This window comes from Flavobacterium hauense (assembly GCF_054457175.1).
Genome location: NZ_JBTKVX010000008.1, coordinates 20165 through 46905, shown reverse-complemented (window position 1 = coordinate 46905; position 26741 = coordinate 20165). Strand labels below are relative to the sequence as shown.

Below are 26741 nucleotides of genomic sequence, written 5' to 3'. Positions count from 1 at the left end.
TAAAGTCTAAAATACAGATTTTTCGTTTAAATCGCTAAGGTTTTAGCTTTCGTAGGTGTTTAATTTAGCAACAGTCTCTTCAAGGCCTTGTTTAAGGGCATCGAATTTTTGAAATGTCTCGTCGTTAAATTGAGCATCTATAGCTTGCCTCTCAAGGATATTAAGATGTTTCAGCAGTTCATCCAGCTTAAATATAGGCAGGCTGGATTTCATATTATGCGAAATTTTCTTTACAGTTTCGTAATCCTTGTCATCAATGGCTTTTTCAAGCAGTTCTGTTTCTTTAGGAACCTTATTAATGAAAAGCCCTATCATGTCGTTTATGAAGTTTTGGTCTCCACATGACATTTCTACCAGATAAGACAGGTCGATTCCCTTAAAGGTCTCGGAAGGTTTTTTATTCATAACCCTGTTGATCTCATTAAGAAGTTCGGCTTGTTTAAAAGGTTTTGGCACATAACCGTTCATGCCTATGTCATAGCACTTTTGCTGTTCGCCAACAAGGGAATGCGCAGTCATGGCAATGATAGGTATATCCGATTTCAGTTCGCAACGAAGATACTCGGTTGTTTGATAACCGTCTTTTATCGGCATCTGTAAATCCATAAGTATAAGATCATATGTCTTTTTATGGAACATTTCGATTCCTTCTTCACCATTATTGGCAATATCAAGATCAAAACCAAATTCGTCTATAACACTTTTTGCCAGTTTCTGATTCAGGATATTATCTTCGAATAATAATACAGATAGTTTTTTCAGTGGTTTAAGCTCTTCTACGTTTTGCACCTGGACAATTTCCTGTCCGAAGGCTTTTCCGAAACTTAGTATAAAGTAAAACTCCGAACCTCTTCCGGGAGTGCTCTTTACATTGATAACACCATGTTGTAATTCAACCAACTGCTTTACGATATTCAGGCCAAGACCGGTACCCCCAAAACGGCGGGTAGTGCTTTCTTCGGCTTGGGTGAAACGGTCAAATATAGTTTCGAGCTTATCTTCGCTAATGCCTATACCGGTATCTTTTACCGAGAACCTAAGTGTATATGTTGTATCGTTTTCGGCAATTTTCTTTACAGAAATAGTGATGTCGCCATCAGGTGTAAACTTGATGGCATTGCCGGCCAGGTTGGTAAGGATCTGGTTTAACCTGCCCCTGTCGCCTATAACCATATCGGGCATATCGGCATCCAGGAAAAGATTGAACTCAATATTGTCGTGTACTTTTACCTTGAGCAGCTCATAGGTATGCTTAAGTGTATTCCTAAGGCTAAATGTTTGTGACTCTATGATCAGGTTACCCGATTCTATTTTAGACAGGTCAAGAATATCATTAATGATGAGCATCAGGTTTTCGCCTGCTGTCTGTACGTTTTCTATATAGTCTTTTTGGGTAGGGTCGAGCTGTGTTTTGGCAATAAGATCGGTGAAGCCAATGATGGCATTCAACGGAGTTCTTATTTCGTGGCTCATGTTTGCCAAAAAACTGTCTTTGGCATAAATGGCACGTTCGGCAATTTCTTTTTGCCTGTCAAGCTCCGTGTTTTTGATCCGAAGCTCTAACTGGCTCATTACATGCCTTGCCAAAATTTTAAGGGCTGTTTTTTGCTCCTCGTTGATATTTCTAACCACATGGTCTATGGCGCAAATGGTACCAATGTTATGGCCGTCGTGGGTAGTAAGCGGTATGCCGGCATAGAATCTTACCTTAAAGCCATCGTAGATATTAGGATTGTCTATAAGCTTCGGTTCTTTTGTGGCATCAGGAATTACCCACAGGTTATCTTCCATGATGGTATACTGGCAAAATGTTGTATCCCTTTGTACTTCGTCGGCATCAAAACCTACTGTGGCTTTAAACCATTGCCTCTTATCATCTATAAACGATACATGGGCCGCGGGCACATCGCAGATGTATGCTACCAGTTTTGCGATGTCATCAAATTCCTCTTCAGGAAGCGTGTCAATTATATTGTAACGCTTTAAAGCTGCCAGCCTTTCCTTTTCGTTATGAGGTATAGGGAATTTAGTATCAGGCATCTGTAAATTTTTATTTTTTTTGGATAATTGCGAAACCCTGAGCTAAACTGTAAGGGGTTTGTAGTACTCAGGAATCCCATCAAATATATTAATTAAATGGCAAACGAGCAACGTAAAACCTGAACAGCATTAGCATTTCTGATAAAACACTCAAACAGTCCATCTTAATGGAGCCATGTTAAACATTTCCATTTTAAAAATCAGGGATTACATTTAATTGATTAATTTTAGGTTAGATGTTGATTTTGAATTGTTTGAAATAATTTAATAAAATCAGAATGCCTATGGAACCTTTCGACGCCGATGCCGATATGCCAAAATTTGAACCGGTTGTATCTAAAGCCGATCGATATGAATTTGGGAAATCGCTACGAAAAATATGCTCACGCGAAGAGCAGGGCATTTTTCAGCCAAATCCAAAACGCGATCCCGTGCAAATTATAGTAGAGGGTAGCAAAGGCAGGATCGAGAGCCTGTTGCCTATACGCTACGGCAGGATGATAGAATCGCCTTTTGCTTTTTTTCGGGGAAGTGCAGGAGTGATGGCCGCCGATTTAGCGGGTACACCTTCTACCGGGCTACATATACAGATATGTGGAGACTGCCACATGATGAATTTTGGGGGCTTTGCCTCACCGGAGCGAAAGATGGTCTTTGATATCAACGATTTTGATGAAACTTCGGTAGCACCATGGGAGTGGGATGTGAAACGCTTAGCAGCCAGTTTCGTCATTGGAGGGAGATGGAAAAATTTTTCAAATAGCGAATGTGAAGAGGCCGCCTGGATGGTGGCTAACAGTTACAAAATACATATGGGGCAATATGCCCAAATGTCGGCATTGCAGGTATGGTATTCTCATCTTGATCTTGAAAAATTAATAAGAGCAGATAAGAACAAAACATTACGAAAGTACAGGCTGAAACGTCTTGAAAAGGCTATGAACCGTGCCGACCATGAAAAAGAGTTTGCAAAGCTTACTTTTCAAAAAGGCAGCCGTGCCCGCATTAAAGATGATCCGCCACTTATTTACCATGCCGCGACACCTGAAGAAGAACGTGTTTTTTTCAATAGGTTTGAAAATGCTTTTACGGATTATCTCTTGTCTTTGCCCCACGAACGCCAGATTTTGCTGAGCAGGTATAAGCTCCAGGACATAGCCATGAAAGTAGTTGGGGTAGGAAGTGTAGGTACTTTTTGTGGTATTGCATTGTTTATGTCTGCTACCGGCGAGCCTTTGTTCCTGCAGTTTAAAGAAGCTTTTGAAAGCGTACTTGAGCCTTTTGCGGGAGAGAGTGAATTTGATAATAATGGGCAAAGAGTAGTTGTTGGCCAACGTCTTATGCAATCGGCATCAGATATTTTCCTGGGGTGGACAAAAGGTGAGGCGGGAAGGCATTTTTATATCAGGCAGTTACGTGATGCTAAAGTAAAGCCCATACTTGAAATGATGGAAGCTGAAGATTTTTCAGGATATGCGAGGGCGTGCGGCTGGGCATTAGCCAGGGCGCATGCCAGGGCAGGCGATGCTTCGGTTTTGGAAGGCTACATGGGTAGCAGCGAAGTATTCGAAGATGCTATAACCAAATTTTCTGTAGCTTACAGCGACCAGGCCGAGCAAGATTATCACGCTTTATTAGACGCAGTTAAAAAAGGAAAAATAGAAGTAAGGACAGAAACATAAAAGCCGGATTTATCCGGCTTTTAGTATACTATTTTTATTTGGTCTTTTTCATCAGTCCGTCTTTTGTCATGCGTTCAGATACTGCCTGGCTGTAGCCTTTCAGAAAATCTTCTATAGATTCAGGATTAACAGTTTGTGACTGTCCAGACCATACAAGCTTTTCAGAATTTGCGTCAAATACATTCGTCTCCAGGTAATATATCTTATCATCGGTATAATATCCGGGAGAGTAAAAGCTGTCATACCCATACATGTAATAAGATCCGAACCCGCCATAGTAGGGTATAGCGATAGGGTAGTATGGCGAACTGTCCTGTACATACCTGGTTTCCTCTTTGGCATCAACAAGGGCTATCGTCATGATTGCATCACAGCCTTTTTCACGCAATTTCTGCAATACCATTTCTTTATCTTTTTTCTCTGCTACCTTTCTGAAATTAGGAGGTAGTACATCCATACTTTTAATTACCGAAGCTCCTCTTTCTTTTATCATTTTTTCCATGCTATTTTCAACAGCCTGCTGTACGTAGGTATTATCAGTCATGGCTACGATAAAGACCTTTTTAAAGTCAGCACTGGTAATTTCAGGCTCTCTGTAAGAAGCTGTAATAGATGTTGTAGATCCGCAGCTTACGGCTGTAAAGGCTACGATAGAAAATAGTAGGCAGGTAAGTCTTTTCATGATTTTGCTGTTTAATTGGTTTGAATGTTGGTTACTCCTTTAAAAATAAGGATATTGGCAGAGGTTTTTATCGCGTTAAGATTTTTTTAACATTTTAATGATAATACAAAACCCCGCAACAATTAAGTTACGGGGTTTTGTATAAAAAGCTGGCAAACCGGTTTTTACATTAGTTGTGAATTATCTTTTTGGTTACGTTGACAGTATCAGTTTTTAAGGTCAGGAAATATATTCCCTGAGATAGCTGAGGAAGCTCTAGAATACCTGAAACACTTTCTATTTTTTTCTCGAGTATTTTTTTGCCGGTAAAATCATAAACTGCGGCAGTCCTTATCACCGAATTATTTACTGTTGTTATATTGATTGTACCATTTGTAGGATTTGGATATACAATAAACTGTTCGTCTTTTGAGATGTTTTCTTCATGATTATCCATGTCGGCCAACGGGCCTAACTGTGCAGACAACAATTCTGTTCCACTCTCCATGCTCGATGCCTCAAAGTAAATAGTATTATTGGTAATACCTGCTATCGCATTAACACCTTCATATTGGCTTGCAAAGCTGTAATTGGTAAAATTGAGGTCTACAGAACCAGTGTTTTCTTCATTATTTCCGGAATACCATAAGGTATTTCTGTCCATAGTATTTGTATAAAACATTTTGTCGTCGAAACAAGCCGGTTTACTTATAAAAAATAAGGTATTTCCATTTACCAAAGTGGTTCCTTCTGATGTTCCATCGGTTTTCCATATCGCAGTTGTGCCACCATAATATATATAATCACCGCATACATCAAAGAAACCGAATTGAGTGCCATTGCTAAAAATGCTTACGATTGTTGTGCCTTGTGGCGTTCCATTAGTTTTAATGATACAGTTCCCGGTACCTAAAACAGTAGTGAAAAAATATAACTCATCATTAAGGATGCAATTCTTTTTAAACTGGTCTGAAGCGAAATCGCTCCATGATCCTACAAGTGCAGGGCTGGTGTTATCTCCTGTGCTGCTCCATAAAGTATTTGGCCCATATGTTGAATTGTTTTCAATTGAGATAAGGTATAGTTTGCTGCTGGTAGAATTCAGTACATATTTGCCTGGATACATTTTTACAGTACCGGCTTCGGTACCATCTGTTTGCCATACAGCATTACCTGTAGCGTCAACAGCATTAAAATAAAGTTTACCATTAAAGACCGTATATCCTGTGAAATCTGATTTATAAAAGTTAGAGCCCGTTATGCCTGATCCTGAACCACTGTAAATGTCTTTCAGCATATATGTTCCTTCAGATGTTCCATCAGTTCTCCATAATTCATTGCCATGTACTAGGTCATCCGCTTTAAAATAGAGAATACCATTATATTCCATGCTGTATGTATATTCAGGAGTAGAGCTGCCTGTTCCCGGAGCAATATCTTTTACAATAACTGTGTTTTCTGGAGTTCCGTCAGTCTTAAACAATTCTCTTCCGTAAGTATTGTTAAAGGCTGTAAAGTAAATAGTATTTCCTACTCTCTTAAAGATATCCTGAAAAGTATATTTTTCAATATTAATACTATTAGCACTGCCAAAGGTAGCTACAGCGATGTCTTTTAAAAGATGAGTTCCATTAATTGTTCCATCACTTACAAATGGTTCAAATCCTGATGGTCCATTGTTACCTGCAAAAATAAATTTATTGCCGAGAGTAGTTCCATAACCTATAAACCCGGCATACCTATGATAAATATCCTGGATAAGTTTAGTGTTTTCAATAGTTCCATCAGTAATCCATAATTCTGATCCGTACTCATCACTTGATAATGCCTGAAATAAAACTTTACCATCTACAGTTTCAAAGTGAAGGTCTGCAGCTGTGGAGTTATATTTTTTAAGATTATTAAGTGCAAAGGTGCCTGCAGCAGTTCCATTACTTGACCATATTGAAGTTTGAGGACTACCAAGTGCAGAGAAAACAAGGTGATTTTGGGTAGTTGTTATCTGATCAATTTTTTTGTTGTATTGCTCATACATATCAATAACTAATGCTGTTCCAACTGTAGTTCCATCAGTTTTCCAGATTGCCTCCGAATCATTATAGTTTCCTGCTGTGAAATAAGTAGTGCCGTTTAAACTTACATATTCATAGAAATTGTTGATGCCACCGTTAGCAGTATCATGAGGTTTTAGCATAATTGTTCCTCCGGTTGTACCATCAGATTTCCATAGATCATAATTTCCGTCTAAAGATCCGCTTTTGAACAAAACGTAATTTCCGGCTGCCTCACCATCAAGTAATGTTATACCTCCGTTTGATCCTGTAAAAACATTTTTTACCAAAGATGTTCCTTCGGCTGTCCCATCACTTTTCCAAAGTTCAAATCCGTTTATGCCATCATTAGCTGAAAAATAAAAATTATTCCCCATAGTAATTATCTGACCCGTAATTCCTGAATTTGATAAAGGATAAATATCTTTTAATAAAGTAGTCCCTTCCGCAGTTCCGTCACTTTTCCACAACTCAAGTCCATATTGAGGTGTATATGCCGTAAAATAGAGGCTATCATTAAATACAAGCATATTAGAAATATTACTGCCTGCCGTACCCGGATTTATATCTTTCAGTAATAAAGTATTCTCGGCGGTTCCGCCACTTTTCCAAAGCTCAAACCCATTAATTTCATCATATGTGCTAAAAAAAAGGCTGCCATTATAGCCTGCCATGGATTTTATAGGATTATTGCTGAAATTTGTCTCTGTAAGGTCTATTAATTTAAAAGTTCCTTCTTCTGTTCCGTCACTTCTCCATAAAGAAACGGATGGGTAGATTGCCTTAAAATATAAAATATCACCGATTGTGAAAAAATAACTTTCGCCTTCATTTTCTTCGTCAATACCTGAACTATCACCGGGTCTGATATCTTTAATGAGTTTGGTGTCTTGTGTAATAAGATCATAAGAATATAATTCTCTTCCATGGACTCCATCTACAGCTGAAAAATAGACTTTGGTAGTGCCCTTAGTAATATCCATTGGATAACCGGATTCACTTTTATTTATTTCAATAAATGTAGCATCCAACGACTGGGCGTTGAGTTTCGAAAAAACCGCAACAAAAAGCAACAGTATTATTTTTTTCATATTAGTTAGGTTGATTGAGTTGCAAATGTAGAAAAAAACTGATATATTTTAATACGTAATAAAAATACCCCGAAACAATTAAGTTACGGGGTTTTGCATTTAGATGAAGGCAGTATTTAACTCTCTTTCGGGTTCGGTTCTCCTTTACCTGTTGATATAAGCTTATAGAGGCTACTGTGCATGTAGTTGGTCCATGAAGCTGAACAGATGTCATAACATTCATATTCAGGAACCAGTCCTTGGTGAGTTACTTTAATCTGGGTTTTGCCGTCTTTCTCAGAAATGTCGAAAATTATTTCAGTGCCTATCCACTCGCTCTTGTCTTTGGTAAAGTTGAAATAATTGTCAAGCACATCCCAAACTACTTTTTTACCTGGGAGAACCTCGGAGACTTTTATTTTGCACTTATGAATGTCTTTGTAATGATAGGTAAATACATCACCCTCCATATAGGTATTGCCTTCAATTTCCCGGGACCACCATTCCCGCGGATTGTTGATTGCATTAAAAGCTTCCATAGGACTTTTATCTACCAGAAAAGTAGTAGTGAAGCTTTCATTTGCCATAGGTAATTCGTTTAGTTTTTCACCGAGAAGTGTTGGGTTACCTTTGCCGGTGGTAATAAGCGGCAACAGGCTGCTTTCAAGATAGTAAGACCATCCTTTAGTGCAATCATTATAACATTCGATTCCGGGAACAAGTCCATGATGTGTAAAGAATAGTTTTGTTTTGCCGTTCTCTTCACTAATGTCAAATCTTATAGAAGTACCCATCCATTCGCCTTTATCCTTTAGAAAATTAAGGCGGCTCTCCGTTACGAACCACACCACTTTTTTGTTGGGAATAACCTCAGTCAGCTTCTGTTTAGAATAATGTAAATCACCAAAGAAGCGAACCTTGAATTCATCATTCTGCTTTTCAGATTGACCACTGAAGTCTTCTGTCCACCATCCTTTAATATTGTTGATAGCGTCGAAAACCTCTTTAGGTGACTGATCCACGACCATGGTATAAGTGAAATCCTGATTTTCCATAACTTTATTTAAATTAGTTTGATTGATTTTTGATTAATGTAAATGTATTGTCTAATTGTCAGTAGTATAGGGTGTGAAACAGACATTGTAGGGGGTTGATTTGGACAATGTAAAGCTGTACCTTTATAAAAAGAAATACCCTCATCATGAAACATATTACCATACTTGTGCCTGATGGCGATAACAACCTGACGAGCATTGCGGGCTCGTATAAGATACTTACTCGTGCCAATGATTACTGGAAGCAAAATCACGGAATTAGTTTGTATTCGATTCAGCTCGCGGGTATTTCTCATGAGGTGGATTATTTTGGGGGGCTGTTTTCGGTAAAGCCACATACACATATAGATAAAATAAAAAAGACAGATCTTGTCATCATTCCGTCGCTTAACCATAATTATAACATAGCATTGGAATGTAATAAAAGTGTTGCCTGCTGGATTGAGAACCAATATAAGAACGGTGCCGACGTTGCGAGTATCTGCACTGGTGCATATTTGTTAGCGGCTACCGGCCTGCTCGATGGTAAAAGCTGTTCTACCCACTGGGCAGCAACTGAAGCTTTCAGGCATATGTACCCGAAGGTAAACTTACAGCCCGATAAACTCATAACCGACGAAAATGGCATTTATACCAATGGTGGTGCCTATTCGTTCCTGAATCTTATTATTTATCTTGTCGAAAAGAAATTCGACAGGCAGACGGCTATTTACTGTTCAAAGGTATTTCAGGTAGAGATGGACAGGCAGTCGCAATCGCAATTCATCATATTTAAGGGACAAAAGCAGCACGAAGATGAGACCGTAAAAGAAGCCCAGAGCTATATAGAAGAGAATATGGAGAAAAAGATATCTATAAAGGAGCTTTCGGCTACGTTTGCCGTGGGCAGGCGCAATTTCGACAGAAGGTTTATAAAGGCTACGGGCAATACGCCATTGGAATATTTGCAGAGGGTAAAAATAGAGTCGGCAAAACGCGCCTTTGAAACCAGCCGAAAGACCATTAATGAAGTGATGTATGAGGTCGGCTATTCTGATGTAAAAGCTTTCCGTGAAGTATTCAGAAAAATTACAGGCATGTCGCCGGTAGGATACAGAGAAAAGTATAATAAGGAATGGTTGGATAGAGGTCTTAAAATTAAGTAATGAATTTATGTCGAAGCCTCATAAATGGTTTTTCAACAGCAATGTTTAAAAGATATGCGAAGACAACACAATTTAAGATGCAGATTAACATCGTTATGTTACTATTTATGGTGAGATCGTCAAGTATTGAATGTGTGATATGGATTATGCCTTTGTGTGTCAGATAAATTCCATACGAAAGCTTTGCCATAAATGAAGTGAATTTTGAATTCCATTTGTATAAAAAGCTGGTAGGGCATATTGCACCTGTAACAATTAATCCATACCCGAAAGCTACAATAGTGAATCCAAAAACCGATGCGTTGAATGACTGCTGGTCTTCACATAAAAAAGAGGCGCCTGTTAATACCAATAAACCAGAGACAAGAAGAAGGTTCCCATATTTAGAAATCCTTTCCCATGCAATAGGTGAAAACTGATAGATCCCGGCAATTACAACTCCAGTAAGAAGGCCATCCATACGGTTCCAGGTAGGATAATAAATGTATTTATACCAGTACATCCAGCTGTTTTCCATTTCCACTTTCGGGATGTATAAATAATTATAACTGTATATCCTGGCAATAAAGCCCATGAGAAACAAAGCGATAATTATCACGTAACCCATTCGATTAGCCTTGAAAATCTGAAGTACTATAAGTATTACAGGCAGAAACAGATAGAAATGTTCTTCGACGCAAAGTGACCAGGCATGAGAAAATGTGCCGAAATTTTTGAGATCCAGCCCAATATTTTGAGTGAAAGTTAAAAACTTCCGGAACGGCGGCAGTGCTTCCTTTTCTCTAAAAACAGGGAATGAAAAATACAACAATACAGTTACCCAAAATGCGGGAATGATCCTGAAAAAGCGTTTAAGGAAAAATTGACGGAATGAAATATTCTGTCTTTGTTTTATTTGGGCAAAAAGTTGCGAAGAAATTAAGAATCCGCTCAGGACAAAAAACAGATCAACCCCTGTCCATCCAAATTTTGCAAATCCCGGAAGCCAGTTCGGTTCCCCATTGCTAAGGATAAAATAATGGAAAAAGAAAACATATGCAATTGCGATAAACCTTAAATGGTCGAGGCCATAGAGTTTATAATTGTTATTTGTGTCCAACCGGCAGATTATTTCATATTTATGTTTAAACGATTAAATGTATCAATTTTGTTTTGATTTTATTCTGAGAAAATGAATAAGCTATAAAATATCAAAGTAAGGGTCAGAAGAAAATATAAATGAGGATTGCAGATAGCATTCGTAAAGTACTCCTAAAAATTGTCATTTGTTAAAGTTTGGAGAAATAGTCCTATATTTAATCTGTAAACCATTAAATGTGAGAGTTATGGGTAGTGTGAACTTTTTGACAATCGTTGTAATGTTCTTAATTCCGTTTGTAGCTGTGTGCATCCCAATCCTTATTGGGGAATATTATGGACTTTACATCAGGAAAAAAACAGACACTATAAACGATTCTCCCGTAGGTGCAGTAGTGGGAGCGGCGCTCGGACTGTTGGCATTTATGCTTGCTTTTACTTTTCAGATCGTCGATAGCCGTTACAGTAACCGTAAAGAACTTTTGCTCGAAGAAGTCTCTACAATAAGGACTACATATCTTGATGCCGGGCTGATACCTGAACCTTACCGTTCTTCATCCCGAAAACTTTTACTGGAATATACCGATTTACGTGCCGACATAGCCAAAGATGTTACGCCTGAAGAATTGCATCGTGCAAAATTAAGGTCGGATGCCATACTCGACAATCTTTGGAGCAATGCAGAAGCGCTTGCAGCGCAGGACCGTAGTTCTGAGGCATATTCGCTGTTCACAGTCTCTGTAAGTGATCTTTTTGAAGTATACCACAAGCGTTTAACGTATACATTTGAATACCGTATTCCTGCTGCAATTATGTGGGTGTTGTCTATTATCACAGTGTTTTCAACATTACTTTTGGGCTACCAGTTTGGTATTTCAGGTAAAAGTAACCGTATACTGGCTGTTTTCATCTCCATTATTTTTGCATCAGTAATGTTTTTGATACTGGTTCTGGATCGTCCTGAAACAGGAATTATGCGACTGAATCAAACGCCTGTACTGACTCTTCATAAAGAACTTCATGAGAAGAAATAATCACATAACAGAATATATATAATCCCGCTGTAAAGCGGGTTTTGTTTTTTAGGTTTTAACATTCACCCTATTTTCTTTTAGCCTGCGATTGACTACATTGCGCCTTGAATATCAATGGGTTGATTAGATGAAAAAGCAGGAGTATGCCATAGTAGATATCGAGACCACGGGCGGTAATGCCAGTGGCAGCCGCATTACAGAAATCGCAATCATTATACATGATGGTACAAGTGTTGTCGACCGCTGGGAAACGCTTGTCAATCCGCAGAAAGAAATCCCGATCCCCATTTTTGCCCTTACAGGGATCAATAATGAAATGGTTCGCGATGCTCCTATCTTTGATGACATTTCCGAAAAAGTATTCGAGATGCTCAATGGCCGCATTTTCGTTGCACATAATGTAAACTTTGATTATTCATTTGTACGTCATCAGTTGGAAGAGTCAGGTTTTAAATGGACAGCCAGAAAGTTATGTACGGTACGTGCGGCCAGAAAGATAAAACCGGGTTTAAGTTCCTATAGCCTCGGCAACCTCTGCCGATCACTTGATATACCGGTACAGCAAAGACACAGGGCTGGTGGCGATGCCGATGCTACTACAATATTGTTTTCCCGATTGCTCGAATGGGATACAGATGGGGAAATAGACCGAATGGTTAGGAAGACGGCACAAGACCAGCGGCTTCCACCAAATTTACCTCCTGCCGACTTTGAGCAGCTGCCGGAAAAGCCGGGTGTTTATTATTTTTATAATGAGGCTAAGAAGGTAGTCTATGTGGGTAAAGCCGTTAACTTAAAAAAACGTGTGGCTTCACATTTCAGTGGACATAAGATTACGCCGCAACGACAACATTTTTTAAGGGATATTCACGGAATTTCGTTTGAAGTTTGCGCTACCGAACTAATGGCACTTTTATTGGAGTGTACCGAAATAAAGCACTTATGGCCGGTACACAACAAGGCATTAAAACGTTTTGAAGCAAAATTCGGATTGTATGAATACGAAGCCCGAAGCGGTTACAGATATCTTGCCGTTGGCAGGCTAACTAAATTCCAGACAGGTGTTCAGGTTTTTAATAATCTTCATTCAGGTATTGATTTGCTTCGTAATCTTTCACTACAGTTTGAGATTGATTACAGGTTTTGCAAATATTGTGTTTCAGGGGAGAAAGAGGCCATCCAGAAATACGACCTAACCGATTTGCCCGATGTTGAGGTTCATAACGACCAGGTACAAAAGGCTATTGATTTTGTTGTAGCCAATAAACCAAGTTTTGCCATTATCGATAAGGGCAGGACTGCAGACGAGCGCAGCTGCATCTGGGTTGAAAACGGCCATTTTTATGGTATGGGCTATATCAGTTCAGAGGTTGGCATTGCTGAGGCTACTGAAATAAAAGAGTATGTTACACCATATAGAAGCAACGACTACATCATGCAGCTTGTATCTAATTATGCAGCGCGTTACCCGGCAAAGGTTTTTAAAACATCAGAGGTTGCTAATTAAACGTTTGGCGGAATTCCATTGGTGACATATCGGTTTTCTTCTTAAAGAGAGTGCTGAATGATTGTGCATGCTCAAAACCAAGTGTATAAGCAATTTCACTAACGGATAAACTTGTAGTTGAAAGTTTTTCTTTAGCCTTTTCAATAAGCTTTTCGTGTATGTGCTGCTGGGTATTTTGCCCTGTATGCACACGCAGCAAATCGCTAAGGTAATTTGGCGAGAGATTCATGAGTCCTGCAATATGGTTAACGGTTAGCAGAGTACGTGGAGAGTCATCGTTAGCGTTAAAATAATCATCAATGATTTGTTCAAATTTTATAAGCAACTGATGATTGTTGTTTTTTCGCGTAATGAACTGACGCTCATAAAAACGTTTTGAATAGTTGAGCAGCAATTCAATTTGCGAAAGGATAATTTCCTGCGTATGCTTATCTATGTGTATGCATTCTTTATCGATTTTATTGAGTATTGCTATAAGATTGTCTTCCTCTTCTGCCGATAGGTGCAATGCTTCATTTACCGCATAAGAGAAAAATCCATAGCTATGAATAGTGTTTGCCAATGAATGCTTTAACAGAAAGTCGGGATGAAAAATAAGCAGATTGCCCGATCCGCATTCTACAGTTTGTAAATCCAGGTTCTGAACCTGATTTGGAGCGGTAAAGCTCAATACGCCTTTATCATAGTCATAATGCTGCTGGCCATATTTTATTTTGCCTTTTGCTTCCCTTTTTAAGGCCACACAATAAAAACGGTTTACAAATCCTTTCCAAATATCATCTTCCAGAAAAATACATTCGTTAAGATTAATAACGCTTACTAAAGGGTGGCGAGGTTCAGGTAATGATAACAGCCTGTGAAATTCTGATATGGATTTGATTGCATTCATAAAACTAATTTAGTCATTACAGATAATAGAATAAAGGCTGCATTGTTAAAAATACAGCCTTACATAAATTTAATCGATAAGCCCCATACTGAATTCATCATACGGGTTGCCGGTATCTGTTCCTAACGGAACGATACTTTCCAGTCTCGATATTTCAGCTTTGCTTAATTCAATACTTGTAGAAGCAATGTTTTGTTCCAGGTATTTTCTGCGTTTTGTTCCCGGTATAGGTAAAATGCCTTTGCTCATTATCCATGCCAGTGCCAGTTGAGAAGAGGTTATGTCTTTTTCTCTAGCCATAGTCTCAATGGCATTTATTAGTTCCATGTTTTTATAGAAGTGTTCTTCCTGAAAGCGTGGAATATTACGTCTGAAATCATTTTCAGGCAAATCGTCGATACTGCGAATTTGACCTGATAAGAAACCACGGCCAAGAGGTGAATAAGCAACAAAGCCTATTCCCAAATCGTTTAAGGTTTTCAGTACGCCACGTTCTTCTACAGTACGTTCAAATAAAGAGTATTCGCTTTGTACTGCTGTAACCGGATGAATCGCATGGGCTCTTGTCACAGTTTCCGAAGAAACTTCAGATAGGCCTATGTAACCTATTTTGCCTTCTTTAACCAGTTCGCTCATGGCATCAACGGTTTCCTCTATAGGTGTACTTTTATCAAGGCGATGCATATAGTAAAGGTCGATATAATCTGTGTTGAGGTTTTTTAAAGAACGCTCAACAGCTTTTTTTACATATTCTTTTTTACCATTGATGGCCCATGTTACGTTGTCGTTATCGTCAATTTCCCAACCAAATTTACTGGCGAGGATATATTTGTCGCGATTGTTTTTAATAGCCTTGGCAATAAGCTGTTCGTTTTTAAATGGGCCATACAAATCGGCTGTGTCTAAAAAGTTGCCGCCTAATTCAAGCGATCTGTGAATGGTTGCTATGGCTTCCTTCTCATCTGCGGGGCCATACATATTTCCTTCCTGAAAACCGGTCATGCCCATACAGCCTAAACCAATAGAGGGTACTATCAATCCCTGGTTACCTAATGATATCTTCTTAATTTCCATATATTAAATTTTTACAAGACAAAGTTCAGCATCCTTACAGAGCCAGGCGTATTCAAATCCCTGAAGGTTGTATGCAAATCGGGGTATGACTAGTTCTAAAAAAGTCAACTTATTTTAGGACTAGTCACCTGCGTGCTACAGGCAATAAGCTGCCGGTATCTATGGGACTACATACGAAGAAGGAAAAAATTCTAAGATGTAACATTGCAGCAGATTACTGTTTGCCCTATATTTATACTTATGGAATACAAGTTTAGAAAAGCACAAAAAGGAGATGCTTCCCAGATATGGGATATACTGGAACAGGCCATCATACGCCGTAAAGAAGATGGCAGCAGGCAGTGGCAGGACGGTTACCCAAATCCGGATGTTATACAAAACGATATTGATAAAGGTGTTGGCTATGTACTGACCGATGATGAGGTAATCATAGGATATAGTGCAGTTCTGATTAATGACGAACCTGCTTATGCCGGGATTGAAGGCAAATGGCTTACAAATGGCGATTTTGTGGTAGTGCACAGGATAGCTGTTTCGCCTGATTACCTGGGAAAAGGATTATCGGCTCAAATTTTAAATCACATTGAAGAATTGGCGCTGCAAAACAATATCAACAGCATAAAAGTGGACACTAATTTTGATAATCCTGCCATGATGAGGATTTTTGAAAAACTTGGTTATGTCTACTGTGGTGAAGTCTATTTCAGGGGAAGTACCCGAAGGGCTTATGAGAAAGTACTTGATAATTCCAAACTATAAAAATAGATAAGCTTGTCGTTTTGGCTACTGTTTATGTCATTTCGACTAATTTTTAAACGCTGTAAGTACTGAATTTTGCATCATACAATTAAAACAAAATATTATGCAAAAGACAATTTTTATTACAGGAGCTTCTTCAGGGTTAGGGAAAGTTACGGCTAAATTATTTCAGCAACAAGGCTGGAATGTAATAGCGACAATGCGTAACCCTGAAAAAGAGACAGAACTAAATCAACTGGAAAATGTGACATTATTATGTCTTGATGTTACCAATCCTAAACAGATTAATGAAACTATTACTGAATTACTGAAGTATCAGGATGTTGATGTGGTGCTGAATAATGCAGGATACGGATTAATAGGCCCGTTAGAGGCTTTTACCGATGAACAGATTAACGCACAGATTCAGACTAATCTATTTGGTGTAATCAATGTTTCCAGAGCATTCCTTTCTTATTTCAGACAGAAGCAGAGCGGAACTTTTATCAACATAACTTCTACATTTGGTTTATTGAGTTTCCCAACCTGTTCAGTTTACAGTGCTACCAAATTTGCTGTCGATGGTTTTTCTGAAGGTCTTGCTTACGAGCTTGCGCAGTTTGGTATCAAAGTAAAAGTAATAGCTCCGGGCGGAATGCAAACCGATTTTGCCGGCCGTTCCCTGCAAGGCCGCTCCCACGATGCTTATCAGCAATTAACCGCTAAAGTTAGCGAAGGCTATAGTCCTGAACAGATTGCAAATTATACTAAGCCGGAAGATGTAGCAAAAATAATTTTTACAGCAGCAACTGACGGGAAAGAACAACTTCGATATATTGCAGGAAATGATGCGGTTGCATTATATGAAGAACGAATAGAACTTGGACCTGAAACGCAGTTTAAAAAGATAAGATCCCAGTTTTTGTTTAACAGCAAGATGGGGCTATTAGTTTAATGATATGCCGGAAAAACTTTCGTTTTAATTTTGATTAAATTTGTTTGAAATGAAAAAACAGCCTGTAATATTCAACTCCCTTTCCCAGCTTCATAAAGCAATGGGACAGCAAGCTCCTGTTCATCCATTAATCAGTATTATGAACTATGGAGAGGCATGTTTTGACCCTAAAGACTATGAGCAGGGCATTATACTGAACTTTTATAAAATATCCTTTAAGACCAGTTTTTCGGGAAGACTTAGGTACGGACAGGGCTTTTATGATTTTGAAGAGGGAGGGATGTCTTTTATTGCTCCGGGACAATTACTGCGAATGCAGGATGAAGAAGCAAATTATGATGGGATGACTTTACATATTCATCCTGACTTTTTGCAGCCTTATCCGCTTAGTACAGCTATAAAGCAGTTTGGTTTTTTTAGTTACTCTGCTGCTGAGGCGCTATATCTTTCGGAAAGGGAAAAGGAAACTATCTTAAATGTTTATCGTTTTATTAGTGAAGAATTAGAGCAGAGGATAGATAAATTCAGTCAGGATGTGATTCTTTCCCAGATAGAGTTGTTGCTAAATTATGCTAATCGTTTTTACGACCGTCAGTTCATTACCCGAAAGGCTATTAATAACGATATTTTAAATAAGCTTGAAATTTTATTAGATGATTACTTTAAGGACGATGAATCATTAATTAAAGGTTTGCCATCTGTGAATTGGATAGCAGAACAATTAAATCTCACACCACGATACCTGAGTGATTTATTGCGTAACCTTACAGGGCAGAATACGCAACAGTTTATCCATGATAAAGTAATTAATAAAGCAAAGGAATATTTAGCTAAAAATGAATTCACAGTAGCAGAGGTTGCCTACCACTTAGGTTTTGAGCATCCACAATCTTTTAATAAACTTTTTAAAAACAAGACAGGATTATCGCCTCTGGATTATAAAAAGACACTTCTTAATTAAACAAATTGAAGCTTACCGGCATACTATATACTATTCCGTTCATGGAAGCCGGGCAGTATTCTCATTTCTATTTCTTAAATAAAAATACAATAATGGATATACATACTTTTATAAACGATTGGATTGCAGCCGGCAACGCATTCGATGTAGAACAATACTTAGAATTTTATTGGGCGGATGCTATTTTAGATGACCCTTCTGTAGGAAGAAAGTTCATAGGGCATGAAGGCATCAAGGATTATTTTCAAGATTATTTTATAGGTTATAATACTCAAACCCGACTGGTACATCTGCAAATTAAAGACGATATATTTGTACATTTAGAAGTTGAATTTATTGGTGACTTTACTGAAGGCTCAATAGGAGGAATGTTTGATCTTACCTTTAAAAATAATAAGATAGCATTTGTAAAAGCTGATTTACTACATTAAAAAATAAAGAAATGGATAAAAATAATTTTGACACTATCATAAGTCGTTCTCTTGAGATCAGGAAAAAATATCATGAGTTAGAATTGCTTCATCACGATAGCAAATGGACAGTTGAGGAGGATGCGTTGGCTTATCTGACCGATGCAGGACTAATAGGCCGAAATATAATGTCAGAACAAAAGCGCTGGCCTAAATCAGATTCCCATAATGAACTTGAGCATAAACTCGGTGAAAATATATGGTGGCTGATTGTCTTAGCAGAAAGATCAGGCATCGATATAAAAGTTGCCATTGACAACTTCCTCAAAAAAACGGAGAAGCTTTTTTAATAATTCATACGAAGCCAAAATACAAAACCCGGAACATTACTGCTCCGGGTTTTGTATTTATCGTTAACGAGAAGATTATTTCTTTACATATTTGGTAAGGATAACAATCTGCTGGCCTTCTATTTTTCCTTCAATCTGTTCGTGGTTGTCGTGTACCAAACGGATATTGCGCACTGCTGTACCAATCTTTGCGTTTAGCGTGGAGCCTTTCACATCAAGGTCTTTAATAAGTGTTACAGTATCACCATTCTGAAGAATATTGCCATTACTGTCTTTGTGGAATTCAATCGTTCCGTCTCCGGTATGGTCTCCTGTAGCTTTAGCCCATTCCAGGTTCGCATCGTCAAGATACATCATATCAAGTGCATCAGCAGCCCAGCTTTCGTTACGGAAACGGTTAAGCATGCGCCATGAAACAACCTGTACAGCCGGAACCTCGCTCCACATCGATGTGGGTAGTATGCCCTGCCAGAAGCTGGCGTCTAATTCTTCTTTTTTGTCAATCTGGTTCAGGCATTTCTCACTGATAAGTATAGAGCCGTCAGCACCGGTGTTTTGGTCAGGAGGAACTTCGTAAACAAATAAGTTTTCGCTATCACCACTCAGTTCACAAACGTTTCCGCTTCTTTGCTTCAGTATATCTTCTAATTTCATGATGGTCTTTGTATTTGCGGCAAAGGTAAAGAAATGAAGGGAAAAATGCGATGTATACAGTATAGTTTGAACTATATATTCTTAATAAATCGTATTGATTGGGGTGATGAGTGATGAACGTCGAGGAACGACGTATAAAAGCTTCTTCCCAGTTTAAGTGTGAATGAAGATTCATGGGACTGTCTGTCAGAACTCCAAAAATAGGCTTTATCTCCTAAAAATATACCTCCACCACCATATGTTCCTGCTCCAGCCGGAAAACCTGTAAATCCGCTCTCGTTAGAGCCCCAAGATCCTCCCCAATGGTCAAAAGATTTTAGTTTATGACCGGCAGTTGATTCTCCCAGAAAATCTACTAATTTCATCCATTCACGGCTAGTAGGTATATGCCAGCCTTCGGGAGCGAGTCCTCTTGGGTCGTTAACTGCATACCAGTTATATAGCCTTCCCCAGATAGGTATGTTTGATTCTACAAAGTCATAAGCGCAGCATGCCGGAGTTTTGCTTCGGGATGCCTCCAGCCAGTCTAATTCATTTGTTGGCTGAAAAATTGGATCGCCATTACAATATGTTGCTACATCCAGGTTTCGGGTTGTCCATATCTGTTCTCCTATTTTTACTTCGTTTATATTGGTTGTACTCATTTTTAAAATGTATTGATATAATAATCTTTCAAAAATATTGACAACAAGCAGAATGCGAACAGGTGTTTTTACGTGTTTTGTAAATGGAAAACCACAACTGTCTTTCTATTGCGGTTTGATTGATCTCTATTGGTAGTAATAATCTATTTATCTTTCGAAGCCGTAACGCCGTATCGTATTGCCTCTTCAAGTACATCAACGTTTATGTCACTTAGTTTTTTAAACTTAATACAATAACCGGTTACGCTTGCTTTGCCTATTGCTGTCCCAAAGGTTTCGGCTAAGTATTTCTTGTCTTCAAGACCCATAATGTAAACCGATATTCCGGTTGTGTTGGCACTCAGGCCGACCTGATAAAACTCTTTTGTTGAACCGTCGGCATATTTTATGATATAGGAACCATATCCTATATTAGGATTGGAAACCACTTTGCCCTCGCTATTCCTTCCATCAAGAAACCATAATTTACATCCCGGCATAGCCTGAAGTATACATTGGTGCAATGCTTCCATGTCACTGCGCTTCGGTTCCGGCTGGCTGGCTGTATATTCTTTGATTTGCTCTTCTGTGTTCATAAGAAAATGTTTCTGTTTTTCAAATTTCGTTTTTTTTTATGGGATGTGAGTGATTGTTTTAGTGAAATCCATCAAGCGAGATCTGTACAAATGAAATTATTGTTCTCATAGTGTTTGGTTTATTATATATACCAAAAGTATAGTATCTGATTTTTTATATAAATGTGCATTAAAGACAAGTGGGAGGGAGGATGGGACAAATTTAAAATGACGCTTTTCTCATTTAGGCTAAGTTCTACCCTGATTAGGCTACGTTTACCATGTTCTGTCTGCCGAACTTTGTACTATCAATTTAAAAAACATAAAAATTATGTCGGATCAAAAAACAACAGATAACACAAAAGTTTGGTTTATTACAGGAGCTTCCCGTGGTTTTGGCCGTGTATGGACAGAGGCGGCATTAAAACGTGGCGATAAGGTAGTTGCTACAGCCCGTAAAATGGAGAGCATAGCTGTACTTAACGAACAGTTTGGTAACAAAGTACTTACACTGGAACTTGATGTAACGAACGCAACACAGGCAAAAGAAGTAGTGCAGAAAGCCCATGCTCATTTTGGCAGGTTGGATATAGTATTGAATAATGCGGGCTACTCGCTGGTAGGTACTATTGAAGAAGCCAGTGCCGATGATGTTAAGGCTATGTATGATACTAATATTTTCGGTGCGCTTGCTGTAATACAGGCGGCTTTACCAATACTAAGGGAGCAGGGGTATGGTCATATACTGGGTACATCGAGTAATCTGGGACATGTAACACTTCCGGTCATAGGTTACTATGCTTCGTCTAAATGGGCATTTGAAGCAATACACGAAAGCCTTTCAGTAGAGGTTAAGGACTTTGGTATTAAAGTAACCATTATAGAGCCGGGGGCCTATGCTACCGAATTTGGAAGTCAGGAGTCGCTTAAGTTTGCTCCGGGAATGGATATTTACAATGACTTTAAAAATAACTTTTTCCAGAGCCTGCAAAACATGGAGCGTGGTAATCCCGATGCTACCCCGACAGGATTATTTACTGCTATAGATGCCGAAAATCCACCATTGCGACTTTCGCTTGGCAGTAACAACCTTGCGTGGGTTAAAGAAGCATATGCAGAACGAATGGCCGAATGGGAAGCTTGGGAAAATGTAGCCATCGCCGCTCAGGGATAATAGTAAAGAATTAAATAGGTAACCGATAGTCTGCTGATTATCGGTTATCTTTATATAAATTTTCAGCAAATGAAAAAAGACGAAAACCTGCCATACAACTTTACATCGCTAACCGAAGCAGCACGTGCTTTTGGTTTGCCGGAGCCCAATCATCCGCTTATAACCATATTGGGAGCTGAAAGTACCCGGGTGGTAGAGCACAATGTTCCGCAGTCTCATGTACTTCATTTTTATAAAATATCATACAAGCCCCGTTTAAGCGGACGTATTAAATACGGCCAGCATTATTATGACTTTGATGAGGGCGGACTGCTTTTTGCGGCTCCAGGGCAGATAATAGGCAATGATGAAAACCATGGGGGAGTATGCTCACAATATACATTGCTTATTCATCCTGATTTTTTATTGTCGTATCCTTTGGCAAAAAAAATAAAACAATATGGTTTTTTCGCCTATTCGGCTAATGAGGCACTGCATCTGTCTGACAAAGAAAAAGCTGTAATAATTTCCTTTTTTGAGATTATTGAAGAGGAACTCAACAGCCGCCTCGATGATTTCAGCCAGGATGTGATCATCTCACAGATTGAACTACTGCTTAATTATGCCAATCGTTTTTACCGACGCCAGTTCATAACCCGCAAGGCTATGAGTAACAACCTGCTCGAAAACCTTGAAGAAATTCTGGATGAATATTTTGGTAGCGAACAATCGGTTAGTGGGGGTATACCTACTGTGCAGTACCTTGCAGATAGGCTGAACATATCGTCCAGTTACCTTAGCGACATGCTGCGTTCGCTTACCGGACAGAATGCCCAACAGCACATACATAACAAGTTAATAGAAAAAGCCAAGGAACAACTTTCAATAACAGTCCTATCGGTTAGTGAGATAGCTTATCGCCTGGGCTTTGAGCACCCTCAATCGTTTAGTAAGCTATTTAAAACCAAAACCAACCTTTCTCCGGTAGAATTCAGGAGGAGCTTTAATTAAGCGGAAGAGGTTTAGTGTAATATTTTTTGGTGTCACGAATGGGATTGCTTTCAGACTCACTACGAAGCTCCGCTTTGAAAATAAAAACCGCTTTTAAAAAGACTTCGAGCAAGCTCAGTATTTTTAAAAGCGGTTTTTATTTATTCGTGACCACGATGGGATTCGAACCCATACGCCTTTCAGCACCACCCCCTCAAGATGGCAAGTCTACCAGTTTCTCCACGTGGCCAAAATCCAAAATGTAGTATAAACAAAAAAAGTTAAGCGTGAGCTTAACTTTTTGTGACCCGGCTGGGATTCGAACCCAGGACCCCATCATTAAAAGTGATGTGCTCTACCAGCTGAGCTACCGAGTCTTGCTTTCAGGAAATAAAATCAGGTCTTACTAGTGACCCGGCTGGGATTCGAACCCAGGACCCCATCATTAAAAGTGATGTGCTCTACCAGCTGAGCTACCGAGTCTGTTATTTCATTCCCTGAATGCGGGTGCAAATATACGCATCTATTATTCATTATTCAAAGCGTTTTTGAGAGAAATTTTATATTTTTTATATTATTTTTTTTAACGCCTTTATTTTTAGGGTCTTATTACTAAAGAAAATTTTACATCATTTTAACCTTACCTTATGATTAAGGATTATTTCAGGTAAAATAAGGTCTTCTCACAAAAAAAGTAACTAAAATTGCAGTATGAAAAAAGTAATATTGTGCGGTTACATGGCATCGGGTAAAACGACAACGGCAAAACTTCTTTCTGAAAAGGCGGGATTGCCCTACATCGACCTGGACGAGGTTATCGAGCAGAATACCGGAAAAACTATTCCGCAGTTGTTTGAAGAAGGAGGTGAGATTAAATTCAGGAAACTGGAACACGAGGCTCTTGCTGCTATAGTAAGTGGCAGAGAAAGCTTTATTTTAAGTCTTGGTGGTGGTACACCTGTATATGCCAATAATCATTTGATACTGCAGCAGGACGATGTTGTATCCGTATATCTTAAGGTAAGTGTAGGGGAGTTGGCAAAGCGGCTGCGCAATCAGTCGGGACAGCGCCCATTATTAGATGCGCTAAAACAAGATGAACTGGACGAGTTCATCGCGCAGCACCTTTTTGAGCGCAGCTATTATTATCATCAGGCAAAACACGTCATAGCTGCCGATGGTAAATCGCCGGAAGAAATCGTAAACGAGATTATGAAGCTGATCTAGTCTTCCAGGAAAGCGTATTGTTCTTTTTCATCCAAAACCACTTGTACATTCTCGCGAAGCGAAGTAGAAAGCGAAAGTCCTTTAAAATCTGCCTTTACAGGGTATTGTTTATGGTTTCGGTCTACCAATACTGCAGTTTTGAATTTCTTAAGTGGTACGTCAAGAAAATGCCTTACGCCATATATAAGTGTTGTACCGCTGTTTAGTACATCGTCTACAAGCACAAGGCTTTTGTTGGCATACTCTTCAGGTTTCAGTGAAGTCTGAACCGGTTCAAGCGGTTGTTGCTTGTTAATCTTAACCTCACACAACGTAACCTTAATCTCAGATATGTTTTCTATTTCCGTTGCCAGTTTTTGGGCAAACAGATAGCCGTTGCTGGCAATTCCGGCAAGCACCACTTCGGTATCTTCAGGAAAAGTTTCATATATCTGGTAGGCAATACGCCTGGTTTTATGGTCTATTTCCTGTTGGGTTAGGATTATATTTTTCATTATATAAAGTATAATTTGTTCAAAGATAAAAAAGAGTTGGCTATATGGTCAGATTTTATTCAAAGTCAAAATCCGAATCTTTTACATCATCACCATAATCGTCAAGGTCGCGGCGGTCTTTTTTGGTTGGCCTTCCGGTTCCTGTAGCGCGGTAATGTGCTTTTGACAGCTTAAGCAGCTCTAGGTGCTCAAACGCTTCGGCGGGTGTTTCGTCTTTTCGGTACATGTCAACCAGTTTTGGGCCTACACGGTTAGCGGGTACATCAAGAACGGTAAGCTTGTAGTTTATCTGATCACGGCGCACGGTAATCTTATCCGTCGGAAAAACCTCGCGTGAAGCTTTGGCCTGTTGCCCGTTTACGGTAACATGTCCTTTTTGTATGGCTTGTGTGGCAATACTGCGGGTTTTATAATAACGCACACACCATAAATATTTGTCAATCCTCATACTAATTCTTAAAAATCGTTGTTATTAGCAAGAACTCTTTTTGATCAAACAGCAGCTTTTATAGCTAGCTGAAAAAAGTCAGGATGAGTTCAGTACAAAAATAAATGAAAATTGTATCTTGCGCCCATTAAAAAAAATTAAAATGAACAGAATTTTAAAGGCTTTCAGTCTTATAGCCCTTATCGCTTTTTTTGCTTCGTGTAAAAAAGATGACGATGTCAGCATAGCGCCTCCGAGGGATTTTGGAGTACAGAATAAAGCCGATATGGACAGTATTACCAAGTTTCTTAAGACACATTATATAGAACTTAACGAGACTACTTATGAGGCTAATTTCCCTGCGATCACTGAGGGAACTACCAAGCCTTCTATTTGGGATAATACTGAATTTCCACTAAAGAATACAGTTGTTCGCAGAAACGGAATAGATTATACTGTTTACTATCTTAACTTCCGCCAGGGGGTAGGAGATGCTCCATCGGGTGTTGATGACATTACCGTAAATTACAGGGGTACGCTTCTTAATGGTACCCAGTTTGATTACAGGCCTGTATCTGGAGAAGGTTTTTCTCTTAATAGTGTAGTAGCTAAAGGCTGGCAGGATATATTGCCTCTTTTTAACAGTGGTACTTATTTAGGTGGAGACGACGGTAATCCGGCTTCATTTGCCGATTTTGGCGCTGGAGCGATGTTCCTGCCATCTGGATTATCTTATTTTAATGCTTCACCAAGCAACCTTGTGCCTGCTTACTCATGTATGGTGTTCACTTTTCAACTGTTTGATGTTACCTATACCGACATTGACGGAGATAAGATACTGAACAAAGATGAGTTTGAAATTAATGATGAGACCGGTGCTCGCATTGCTGTTGTTTTTTCGGATACAGATGGTGATGGGATTCCTAATTATGCTGATACGGATGATGATGGTGATGGTTTCCTGACTAAGGATGAGATAAGAAAATTAGTAAATGGACTTCCAAGCACGACCGAGTATTATACCTATGATGAGATGTTTAATGAAGACGGTTCTCTTAAAGAGGAGTTTAAATGTGCTAACACAATAAGAAAGAATTATTTTGTTCCGAAATACATGGATAATGCATGTAGAGGCGGAATAGCCCAATAATTTCAAAGTATAAATTAAAAAATCCCAATCTGTAAGGTTGGGATTTTTTTTATTTAGACGTAATAATATGCTTTGAGTTAGAGTGCCGTTGGATAAAAGATCTCGAGTGCCTTGTATACATCGGTTAATGTGATAATAAGAACAATAGCTGGCAGATAGTTTTTTAGCATCGTTTTCATAGTAAGATGTTATGTATTAGTATTTTTTGTTTGGTATAGTAAATGAACAAAAAATATTAGTCAGAAAAAAGCTTAATGCATTTCATCCGATGAGATGTTAAAATTATCGGATGAAATGCGTTTTTTGATTAATTGTAATGTTGATCATTTCTTTAGATGTAATACGTAATTGGATTTTTTGTCGAAATTTGTATAAAACAGCCTAATGTATTCTTAGTCCGCTCAGTCTTTCGAATTCGACCTTCAGGGCAGAGTGTATACCTATAATTTCCCAGGGCTTATAATGAAAAAAGTCATTTTTTAATTTTACAAAATAGGTTGTGTCTTTTTTTTGGCCGGAAAAGTGAGTTATAAGGAGCTCAAAATTTATCTCGGCTATATTTTTATCTGGTGTTGTTATAAAAATTTCAAAAATATCTATTAAATCATCATTCATGTGTAAAATTTAAAAATTGGGCTACAAATTTAACATGGCAGACGCTTTTAAAGATTACCTAAACATTAATATAAGGTTTGTGAATTGTGACGTGTGTTATCTTTAAAGTTTATAGAAGGTGTAGAGCTAATCTC

26 protein-coding genes and 3 tRNA genes are annotated in these 26741 nt (G+C 38.7%); 13 read left to right on the top strand and 16 right to left on the bottom strand.

Annotated elements, in window-relative coordinates; genetic code table 11:
• Positions 1 to 42: 42 nt before the first annotated feature.
• The gene (locus ACX0HA_RS07275; RefSeq protein WP_458844608.1) at positions 43 to 2040 is read right to left on the bottom strand and encodes an ATP-binding protein; all 1998 of its coding nucleotides are present in this window, start codon (positions 2038 to 2040) and stop codon (positions 43 to 45) included.
• Positions 2041 to 2324: 284 nt separating this feature from the next.
• On the opposite strand from ACX0HA_RS07275, the gene ACX0HA_RS07270 reads away from it, so the two are divergent.
• Entirely contained in the window at positions 2325 to 3722 is a 1398-nt protein-coding gene (locus tag ACX0HA_RS07270; RefSeq protein WP_458844607.1) for a DUF2252 domain-containing protein, read from the top strand.
• Positions 3723 to 3756: 34 nt separating this feature from the next.
• On the opposite strand, the gene ACX0HA_RS07265 is transcribed toward ACX0HA_RS07270, so the two are convergent.
• The 3 genes from ACX0HA_RS07265 to ACX0HA_RS07255 form a co-directional block, all read right to left on the bottom strand.
• On the bottom strand, positions 3757 to 4404 hold the full coding sequence (locus ACX0HA_RS07265; protein WP_458844606.1) for a DUF4136 domain-containing protein: 648 nt from the start codon (positions 4402 to 4404) through the stop codon (positions 3757 to 3759).
• Positions 4405 to 4573: 169 nt separating this feature from the next.
• Complete coding sequence (locus tag ACX0HA_RS07260; protein WP_458844605.1) at positions 4574 to 7525, bottom strand: T9SS type A sorting domain-containing protein; 2952 nt, start codon at positions 7523 to 7525, stop codon at positions 4574 to 4576.
• Between the two features lie 116 nt (positions 7526 to 7641).
• Positions 7642 to 8559: an SRPBCC family protein gene (locus ACX0HA_RS07255; protein ID WP_458844604.1), complete on the bottom strand. Its 918-nt coding sequence runs from the start codon at positions 8557 to 8559 to the stop codon at positions 7642 to 7644.
• A gap of 146 nt (positions 8560 to 8705) precedes the next feature.
• Between ACX0HA_RS07255 and ACX0HA_RS07250 the strand changes: the two genes are divergently transcribed.
• A complete protein-coding gene (locus ACX0HA_RS07250; protein ID WP_458844603.1) occupies positions 8706 to 9704 on the top strand; it encodes a GlxA family transcriptional regulator in 999 nt (332 codons plus the stop codon).
• On the opposite strand, the gene ACX0HA_RS07245 is transcribed toward ACX0HA_RS07250, so the two are convergent.
• A complete protein-coding gene (locus ACX0HA_RS07245) occupies positions 9697 to 10803 on the bottom strand; it encodes an acyltransferase family protein (protein WP_458844602.1) in 1107 nt (368 codons plus the stop codon). The two genes, ACX0HA_RS07250 and ACX0HA_RS07245, sit on opposite strands and share 8 nt — an antisense overlap.
• A 226-nt stretch (positions 10804 to 11029) precedes the next feature.
• On the opposite strand from ACX0HA_RS07245, the gene ACX0HA_RS07240 reads away from it, so the two are divergent.
• Positions 11030 to 11815 carry a bestrophin-like domain gene (locus ACX0HA_RS07240; protein WP_458844601.1) on the top strand — a complete coding sequence of 262 codons (786 nt, stop codon included), beginning with the start codon at positions 11030 to 11032 and terminating at the stop codon, positions 11813 to 11815.
• A 127-nt stretch (positions 11816 to 11942) separates the two neighbouring features.
• Positions 11943 to 13322 (top strand): exonuclease domain-containing protein, encoded by a 1380-nt coding sequence (locus ACX0HA_RS07235; protein WP_458844600.1) that lies wholly within the window; start codon positions 11943 to 11945, stop codon positions 13320 to 13322.
• Here the strand turns inward: ACX0HA_RS07235 and ACX0HA_RS07230 are convergent.
• Positions 13315 to 14211 carry a helix-turn-helix domain-containing protein gene (locus ACX0HA_RS07230; RefSeq protein ID WP_458844599.1) on the bottom strand — a complete coding sequence of 299 codons (897 nt, stop codon included), beginning with the start codon at positions 14209 to 14211 and terminating at the stop codon, positions 13315 to 13317. The two genes, ACX0HA_RS07235 and ACX0HA_RS07230, sit on opposite strands and share 8 nt — an antisense overlap.
• 69 nt (positions 14212 to 14280) lie before the next feature.
• On the bottom strand, positions 14281 to 15285 hold the full coding sequence (locus ACX0HA_RS07225) for an aldo/keto reductase (RefSeq protein ID WP_458844598.1): 1005 nt from the start codon (positions 15283 to 15285) through the stop codon (positions 14281 to 14283).
• A gap of 240 nt (positions 15286 to 15525) precedes the next feature.
• Between ACX0HA_RS07225 and ACX0HA_RS07220 the strand changes: the two genes are divergently transcribed.
• From ACX0HA_RS07220 to ACX0HA_RS07200, 5 genes are all read left to right on the top strand, one after another.
• On the top strand, positions 15526 to 16044 hold the full coding sequence (locus ACX0HA_RS07220) for an N-acetyltransferase family protein (RefSeq protein WP_458844597.1): 519 nt from the start codon (positions 15526 to 15528) through the stop codon (positions 16042 to 16044).
• A 103-nt stretch (positions 16045 to 16147) separates the two neighbouring features.
• Positions 16148 to 16978 carry an SDR family oxidoreductase gene (locus tag ACX0HA_RS07215; RefSeq protein WP_458844596.1) on the top strand — a complete coding sequence of 277 codons (831 nt, stop codon included), beginning with the start codon at positions 16148 to 16150 and terminating at the stop codon, positions 16976 to 16978.
• Between the two features lie 49 nt (positions 16979 to 17027).
• On the top strand, positions 17028 to 17939 hold the full coding sequence (locus ACX0HA_RS07210) for a helix-turn-helix domain-containing protein (RefSeq protein WP_458844595.1): 912 nt from the start codon (positions 17028 to 17030) through the stop codon (positions 17937 to 17939).
• A 92-nt stretch (positions 17940 to 18031) separates the two neighbouring features.
• Positions 18032 to 18370 carry a nuclear transport factor 2 family protein gene (locus ACX0HA_RS07205; RefSeq protein WP_458844594.1) on the top strand — a complete coding sequence of 113 codons (339 nt, stop codon included), beginning with the start codon at positions 18032 to 18034 and terminating at the stop codon, positions 18368 to 18370.
• Positions 18371 to 18381: 11 nt separating this feature from the next.
• Positions 18382 to 18699 (top strand): MazG-like protein, encoded by a 318-nt coding sequence (locus ACX0HA_RS07200; protein WP_458844593.1) that lies wholly within the window; start codon positions 18382 to 18384, stop codon positions 18697 to 18699.
• Between the two features lie 75 nt (positions 18700 to 18774).
• Here ACX0HA_RS07200 and ACX0HA_RS07195 read toward each other — a convergent pair whose 3' ends face one another.
• The 3 genes from ACX0HA_RS07195 to ACX0HA_RS07185 form a co-directional block, all read right to left on the bottom strand.
• Complete coding sequence (locus ACX0HA_RS07195; protein WP_458844592.1) at positions 18775 to 19353, bottom strand: PhnA domain-containing protein; 579 nt, start codon at positions 19351 to 19353, stop codon at positions 18775 to 18777.
• Positions 19354 to 19424: 71 nt separating this feature from the next.
• Positions 19425 to 19997, bottom strand: a complete 573-nt coding sequence (locus tag ACX0HA_RS07190; RefSeq protein WP_458844591.1) for a fibrobacter succinogenes major paralogous domain-containing protein — start codon at positions 19995 to 19997, stop codon at positions 19425 to 19427.
• A gap of 143 nt (positions 19998 to 20140) precedes the next feature.
• Positions 20141 to 20572, bottom strand: a complete 432-nt coding sequence (locus ACX0HA_RS07185; RefSeq protein ID WP_458844590.1) for a DUF1801 domain-containing protein — start codon at positions 20570 to 20572, stop codon at positions 20141 to 20143.
• Between the two features lie 310 nt (positions 20573 to 20882).
• Here ACX0HA_RS07185 and ACX0HA_RS07180 point away from each other — a divergent pair, with 310 nt between their 5' ends.
• Positions 20883 to 21725 (top strand): SDR family NAD(P)-dependent oxidoreductase, encoded by an 843-nt coding sequence (locus ACX0HA_RS07180; protein WP_458844589.1) that lies wholly within the window; start codon positions 20883 to 20885, stop codon positions 21723 to 21725.
• 69 nt (positions 21726 to 21794) lie between these two features.
• Positions 21795 to 22715, top strand: coding sequence for a helix-turn-helix domain-containing protein (locus ACX0HA_RS07175; RefSeq protein WP_458844588.1), 921 nt, complete (start codon positions 21795 to 21797; stop codon positions 22713 to 22715).
• Between the two features lie 147 nt (positions 22716 to 22862).
• On the opposite strand, the gene ACX0HA_RS07170 is transcribed toward ACX0HA_RS07175, so the two are convergent.
• From ACX0HA_RS07170 to ACX0HA_RS07160, 3 genes are all read right to left on the bottom strand, one after another.
• A tRNA-Leu gene (locus ACX0HA_RS07170) sits at positions 22863 to 22944 on the bottom strand.
• A gap of 54 nt (positions 22945 to 22998) precedes the next feature.
• Positions 22999 to 23071 (bottom strand) — tRNA-Lys (locus ACX0HA_RS07165).
• A gap of 33 nt (positions 23072 to 23104) precedes the next feature.
• Positions 23105 to 23177, bottom strand: a tRNA-Lys gene (locus tag ACX0HA_RS07160).
• A 228-nt stretch (positions 23178 to 23405) separates the two neighbouring features.
• Between ACX0HA_RS07160 and ACX0HA_RS07155 the strand changes: the two genes are divergently transcribed.
• Positions 23406 to 23921, top strand: coding sequence for a shikimate kinase (locus ACX0HA_RS07155; RefSeq protein WP_458844587.1), 516 nt, complete (start codon positions 23406 to 23408; stop codon positions 23919 to 23921).
• On the opposite strand, the gene ACX0HA_RS07150 is transcribed toward ACX0HA_RS07155, so the two are convergent.
• Together ACX0HA_RS07150 and ACX0HA_RS07145 are read right to left on the bottom strand one after the other, a co-directional pair.
• Positions 23918 to 24418: a phosphoribosyltransferase family protein gene (locus tag ACX0HA_RS07150; protein WP_458844735.1), complete on the bottom strand. Its 501-nt coding sequence runs from the start codon at positions 24416 to 24418 to the stop codon at positions 23918 to 23920. The genes ACX0HA_RS07155 and ACX0HA_RS07150 overlap by 4 nt on opposite strands.
• Before the next feature lie 52 nt (positions 24419 to 24470).
• Positions 24471 to 24863, bottom strand: a complete 393-nt coding sequence (locus ACX0HA_RS07145) for an RNA-binding S4 domain-containing protein (RefSeq protein ID WP_458844586.1) — start codon at positions 24861 to 24863, stop codon at positions 24471 to 24473.
• Positions 24864 to 25005: 142 nt separating this feature from the next.
• On the opposite strand from ACX0HA_RS07145, the gene ACX0HA_RS07140 reads away from it, so the two are divergent.
• Positions 25006 to 25992 (top strand): FKBP-type peptidyl-prolyl cis-trans isomerase, encoded by a 987-nt coding sequence (locus tag ACX0HA_RS07140; RefSeq protein WP_458844585.1) that lies wholly within the window; start codon positions 25006 to 25008, stop codon positions 25990 to 25992.
• A gap of 381 nt (positions 25993 to 26373) precedes the next feature.
• On the opposite strand, the gene ACX0HA_RS07135 is transcribed toward ACX0HA_RS07140, so the two are convergent.
• Positions 26374 to 26607 carry a hypothetical protein gene (locus ACX0HA_RS07135; protein WP_458844584.1) on the bottom strand — a complete coding sequence of 78 codons (234 nt, stop codon included), beginning with the start codon at positions 26605 to 26607 and terminating at the stop codon, positions 26374 to 26376.
• Positions 26608 to 26741 lie beyond the last annotated feature (134 nt).

Coding starts and splice junctions, on each gene's coding strand:
- ACX0HA_RS07275 (WP_458844608.1), bottom strand. CDS start 2,040: ATGCCTGATACTAAATTCCCTATACCTCATAACGAAAAGGAAAGGCTG.
- ACX0HA_RS07215 (WP_458844596.1), top strand. CDS start 16,148: ATGCAAAAGACAATTTTTATTACAGGAGCTTCTTCAGGGTTAGGGAAA.
- ACX0HA_RS07220 (WP_458844597.1), top strand. CDS start 15,526: ATGGAATACAAGTTTAGAAAAGCACAAAAAGGAGATGCTTCCCAGATA.
- ACX0HA_RS07240 (WP_458844601.1), top strand. CDS start 11,030: ATGGGTAGTGTGAACTTTTTGACAATCGTTGTAATGTTCTTAATTCCG.
- ACX0HA_RS07250 (WP_458844603.1), top strand. CDS start 8,706: ATGAAACATATTACCATACTTGTGCCTGATGGCGATAACAACCTGACG.
- ACX0HA_RS07210 (WP_458844595.1), top strand. CDS start 17,028: ATGAAAAAACAGCCTGTAATATTCAACTCCCTTTCCCAGCTTCATAAA.
- ACX0HA_RS07255 (WP_458844604.1), bottom strand. CDS start 8,559: ATGGAAAATCAGGATTTCACTTATACCATGGTCGTGGATCAGTCACCT.
- ACX0HA_RS07205 (WP_458844594.1), top strand. CDS start 18,032: ATGGATATACATACTTTTATAAACGATTGGATTGCAGCCGGCAACGCA.
- ACX0HA_RS07235 (WP_458844600.1), top strand. CDS start 11,943: ATGAAAAAGCAGGAGTATGCCATAGTAGATATCGAGACCACGGGCGGT.
- ACX0HA_RS07230 (WP_458844599.1), bottom strand. CDS start 14,211: ATGAATGCAATCAAATCCATATCAGAATTTCACAGGCTGTTATCATTA.
- ACX0HA_RS07265 (WP_458844606.1), bottom strand. CDS start 4,404: ATGAAAAGACTTACCTGCCTACTATTTTCTATCGTAGCCTTTACAGCC.
- ACX0HA_RS07140 (WP_458844585.1), top strand. CDS start 25,006: ATGAACAGAATTTTAAAGGCTTTCAGTCTTATAGCCCTTATCGCTTTT.
- ACX0HA_RS07145 (WP_458844586.1), bottom strand. CDS start 24,863: ATGAGGATTGACAAATATTTATGGTGTGTGCGTTATTATAAAACCCGC.
- ACX0HA_RS07225 (WP_458844598.1), bottom strand. CDS start 15,285: ATGGAAATTAAGAAGATATCATTAGGTAACCAGGGATTGATAGTACCC.
- ACX0HA_RS07200 (WP_458844593.1), top strand. CDS start 18,382: ATGGATAAAAATAATTTTGACACTATCATAAGTCGTTCTCTTGAGATC.
- ACX0HA_RS07155 (WP_458844587.1), top strand. CDS start 23,406: ATGAAAAAAGTAATATTGTGCGGTTACATGGCATCGGGTAAAACGACA.
- ACX0HA_RS07185 (WP_458844590.1), bottom strand. CDS start 20,572: ATGAACACAGAAGAGCAAATCAAAGAATATACAGCCAGCCAGCCGGAA.
- ACX0HA_RS07260 (WP_458844605.1), bottom strand. CDS start 7,525: ATGAAAAAAATAATACTGTTGCTTTTTGTTGCGGTTTTTTCGAAACTC.
- ACX0HA_RS07180 (WP_458844589.1), top strand. CDS start 20,883: ATGTCGGATCAAAAAACAACAGATAACACAAAAGTTTGGTTTATTACA.
- ACX0HA_RS07175 (WP_458844588.1), top strand. CDS start 21,795: ATGAAAAAAGACGAAAACCTGCCATACAACTTTACATCGCTAACCGAA.
- ACX0HA_RS07190 (WP_458844591.1), bottom strand. CDS start 19,997: ATGAGTACAACCAATATAAACGAAGTAAAAATAGGAGAACAGATATGG.
- ACX0HA_RS07195 (WP_458844592.1), bottom strand. CDS start 19,353: ATGAAATTAGAAGATATACTGAAGCAAAGAAGCGGAAACGTTTGTGAA.
- ACX0HA_RS07135 (WP_458844584.1), bottom strand. CDS start 26,607: ATGAATGATGATTTAATAGATATTTTTGAAATTTTTATAACAACACCA.
- ACX0HA_RS07270 (WP_458844607.1), top strand. CDS start 2,325: ATGGAACCTTTCGACGCCGATGCCGATATGCCAAAATTTGAACCGGTT.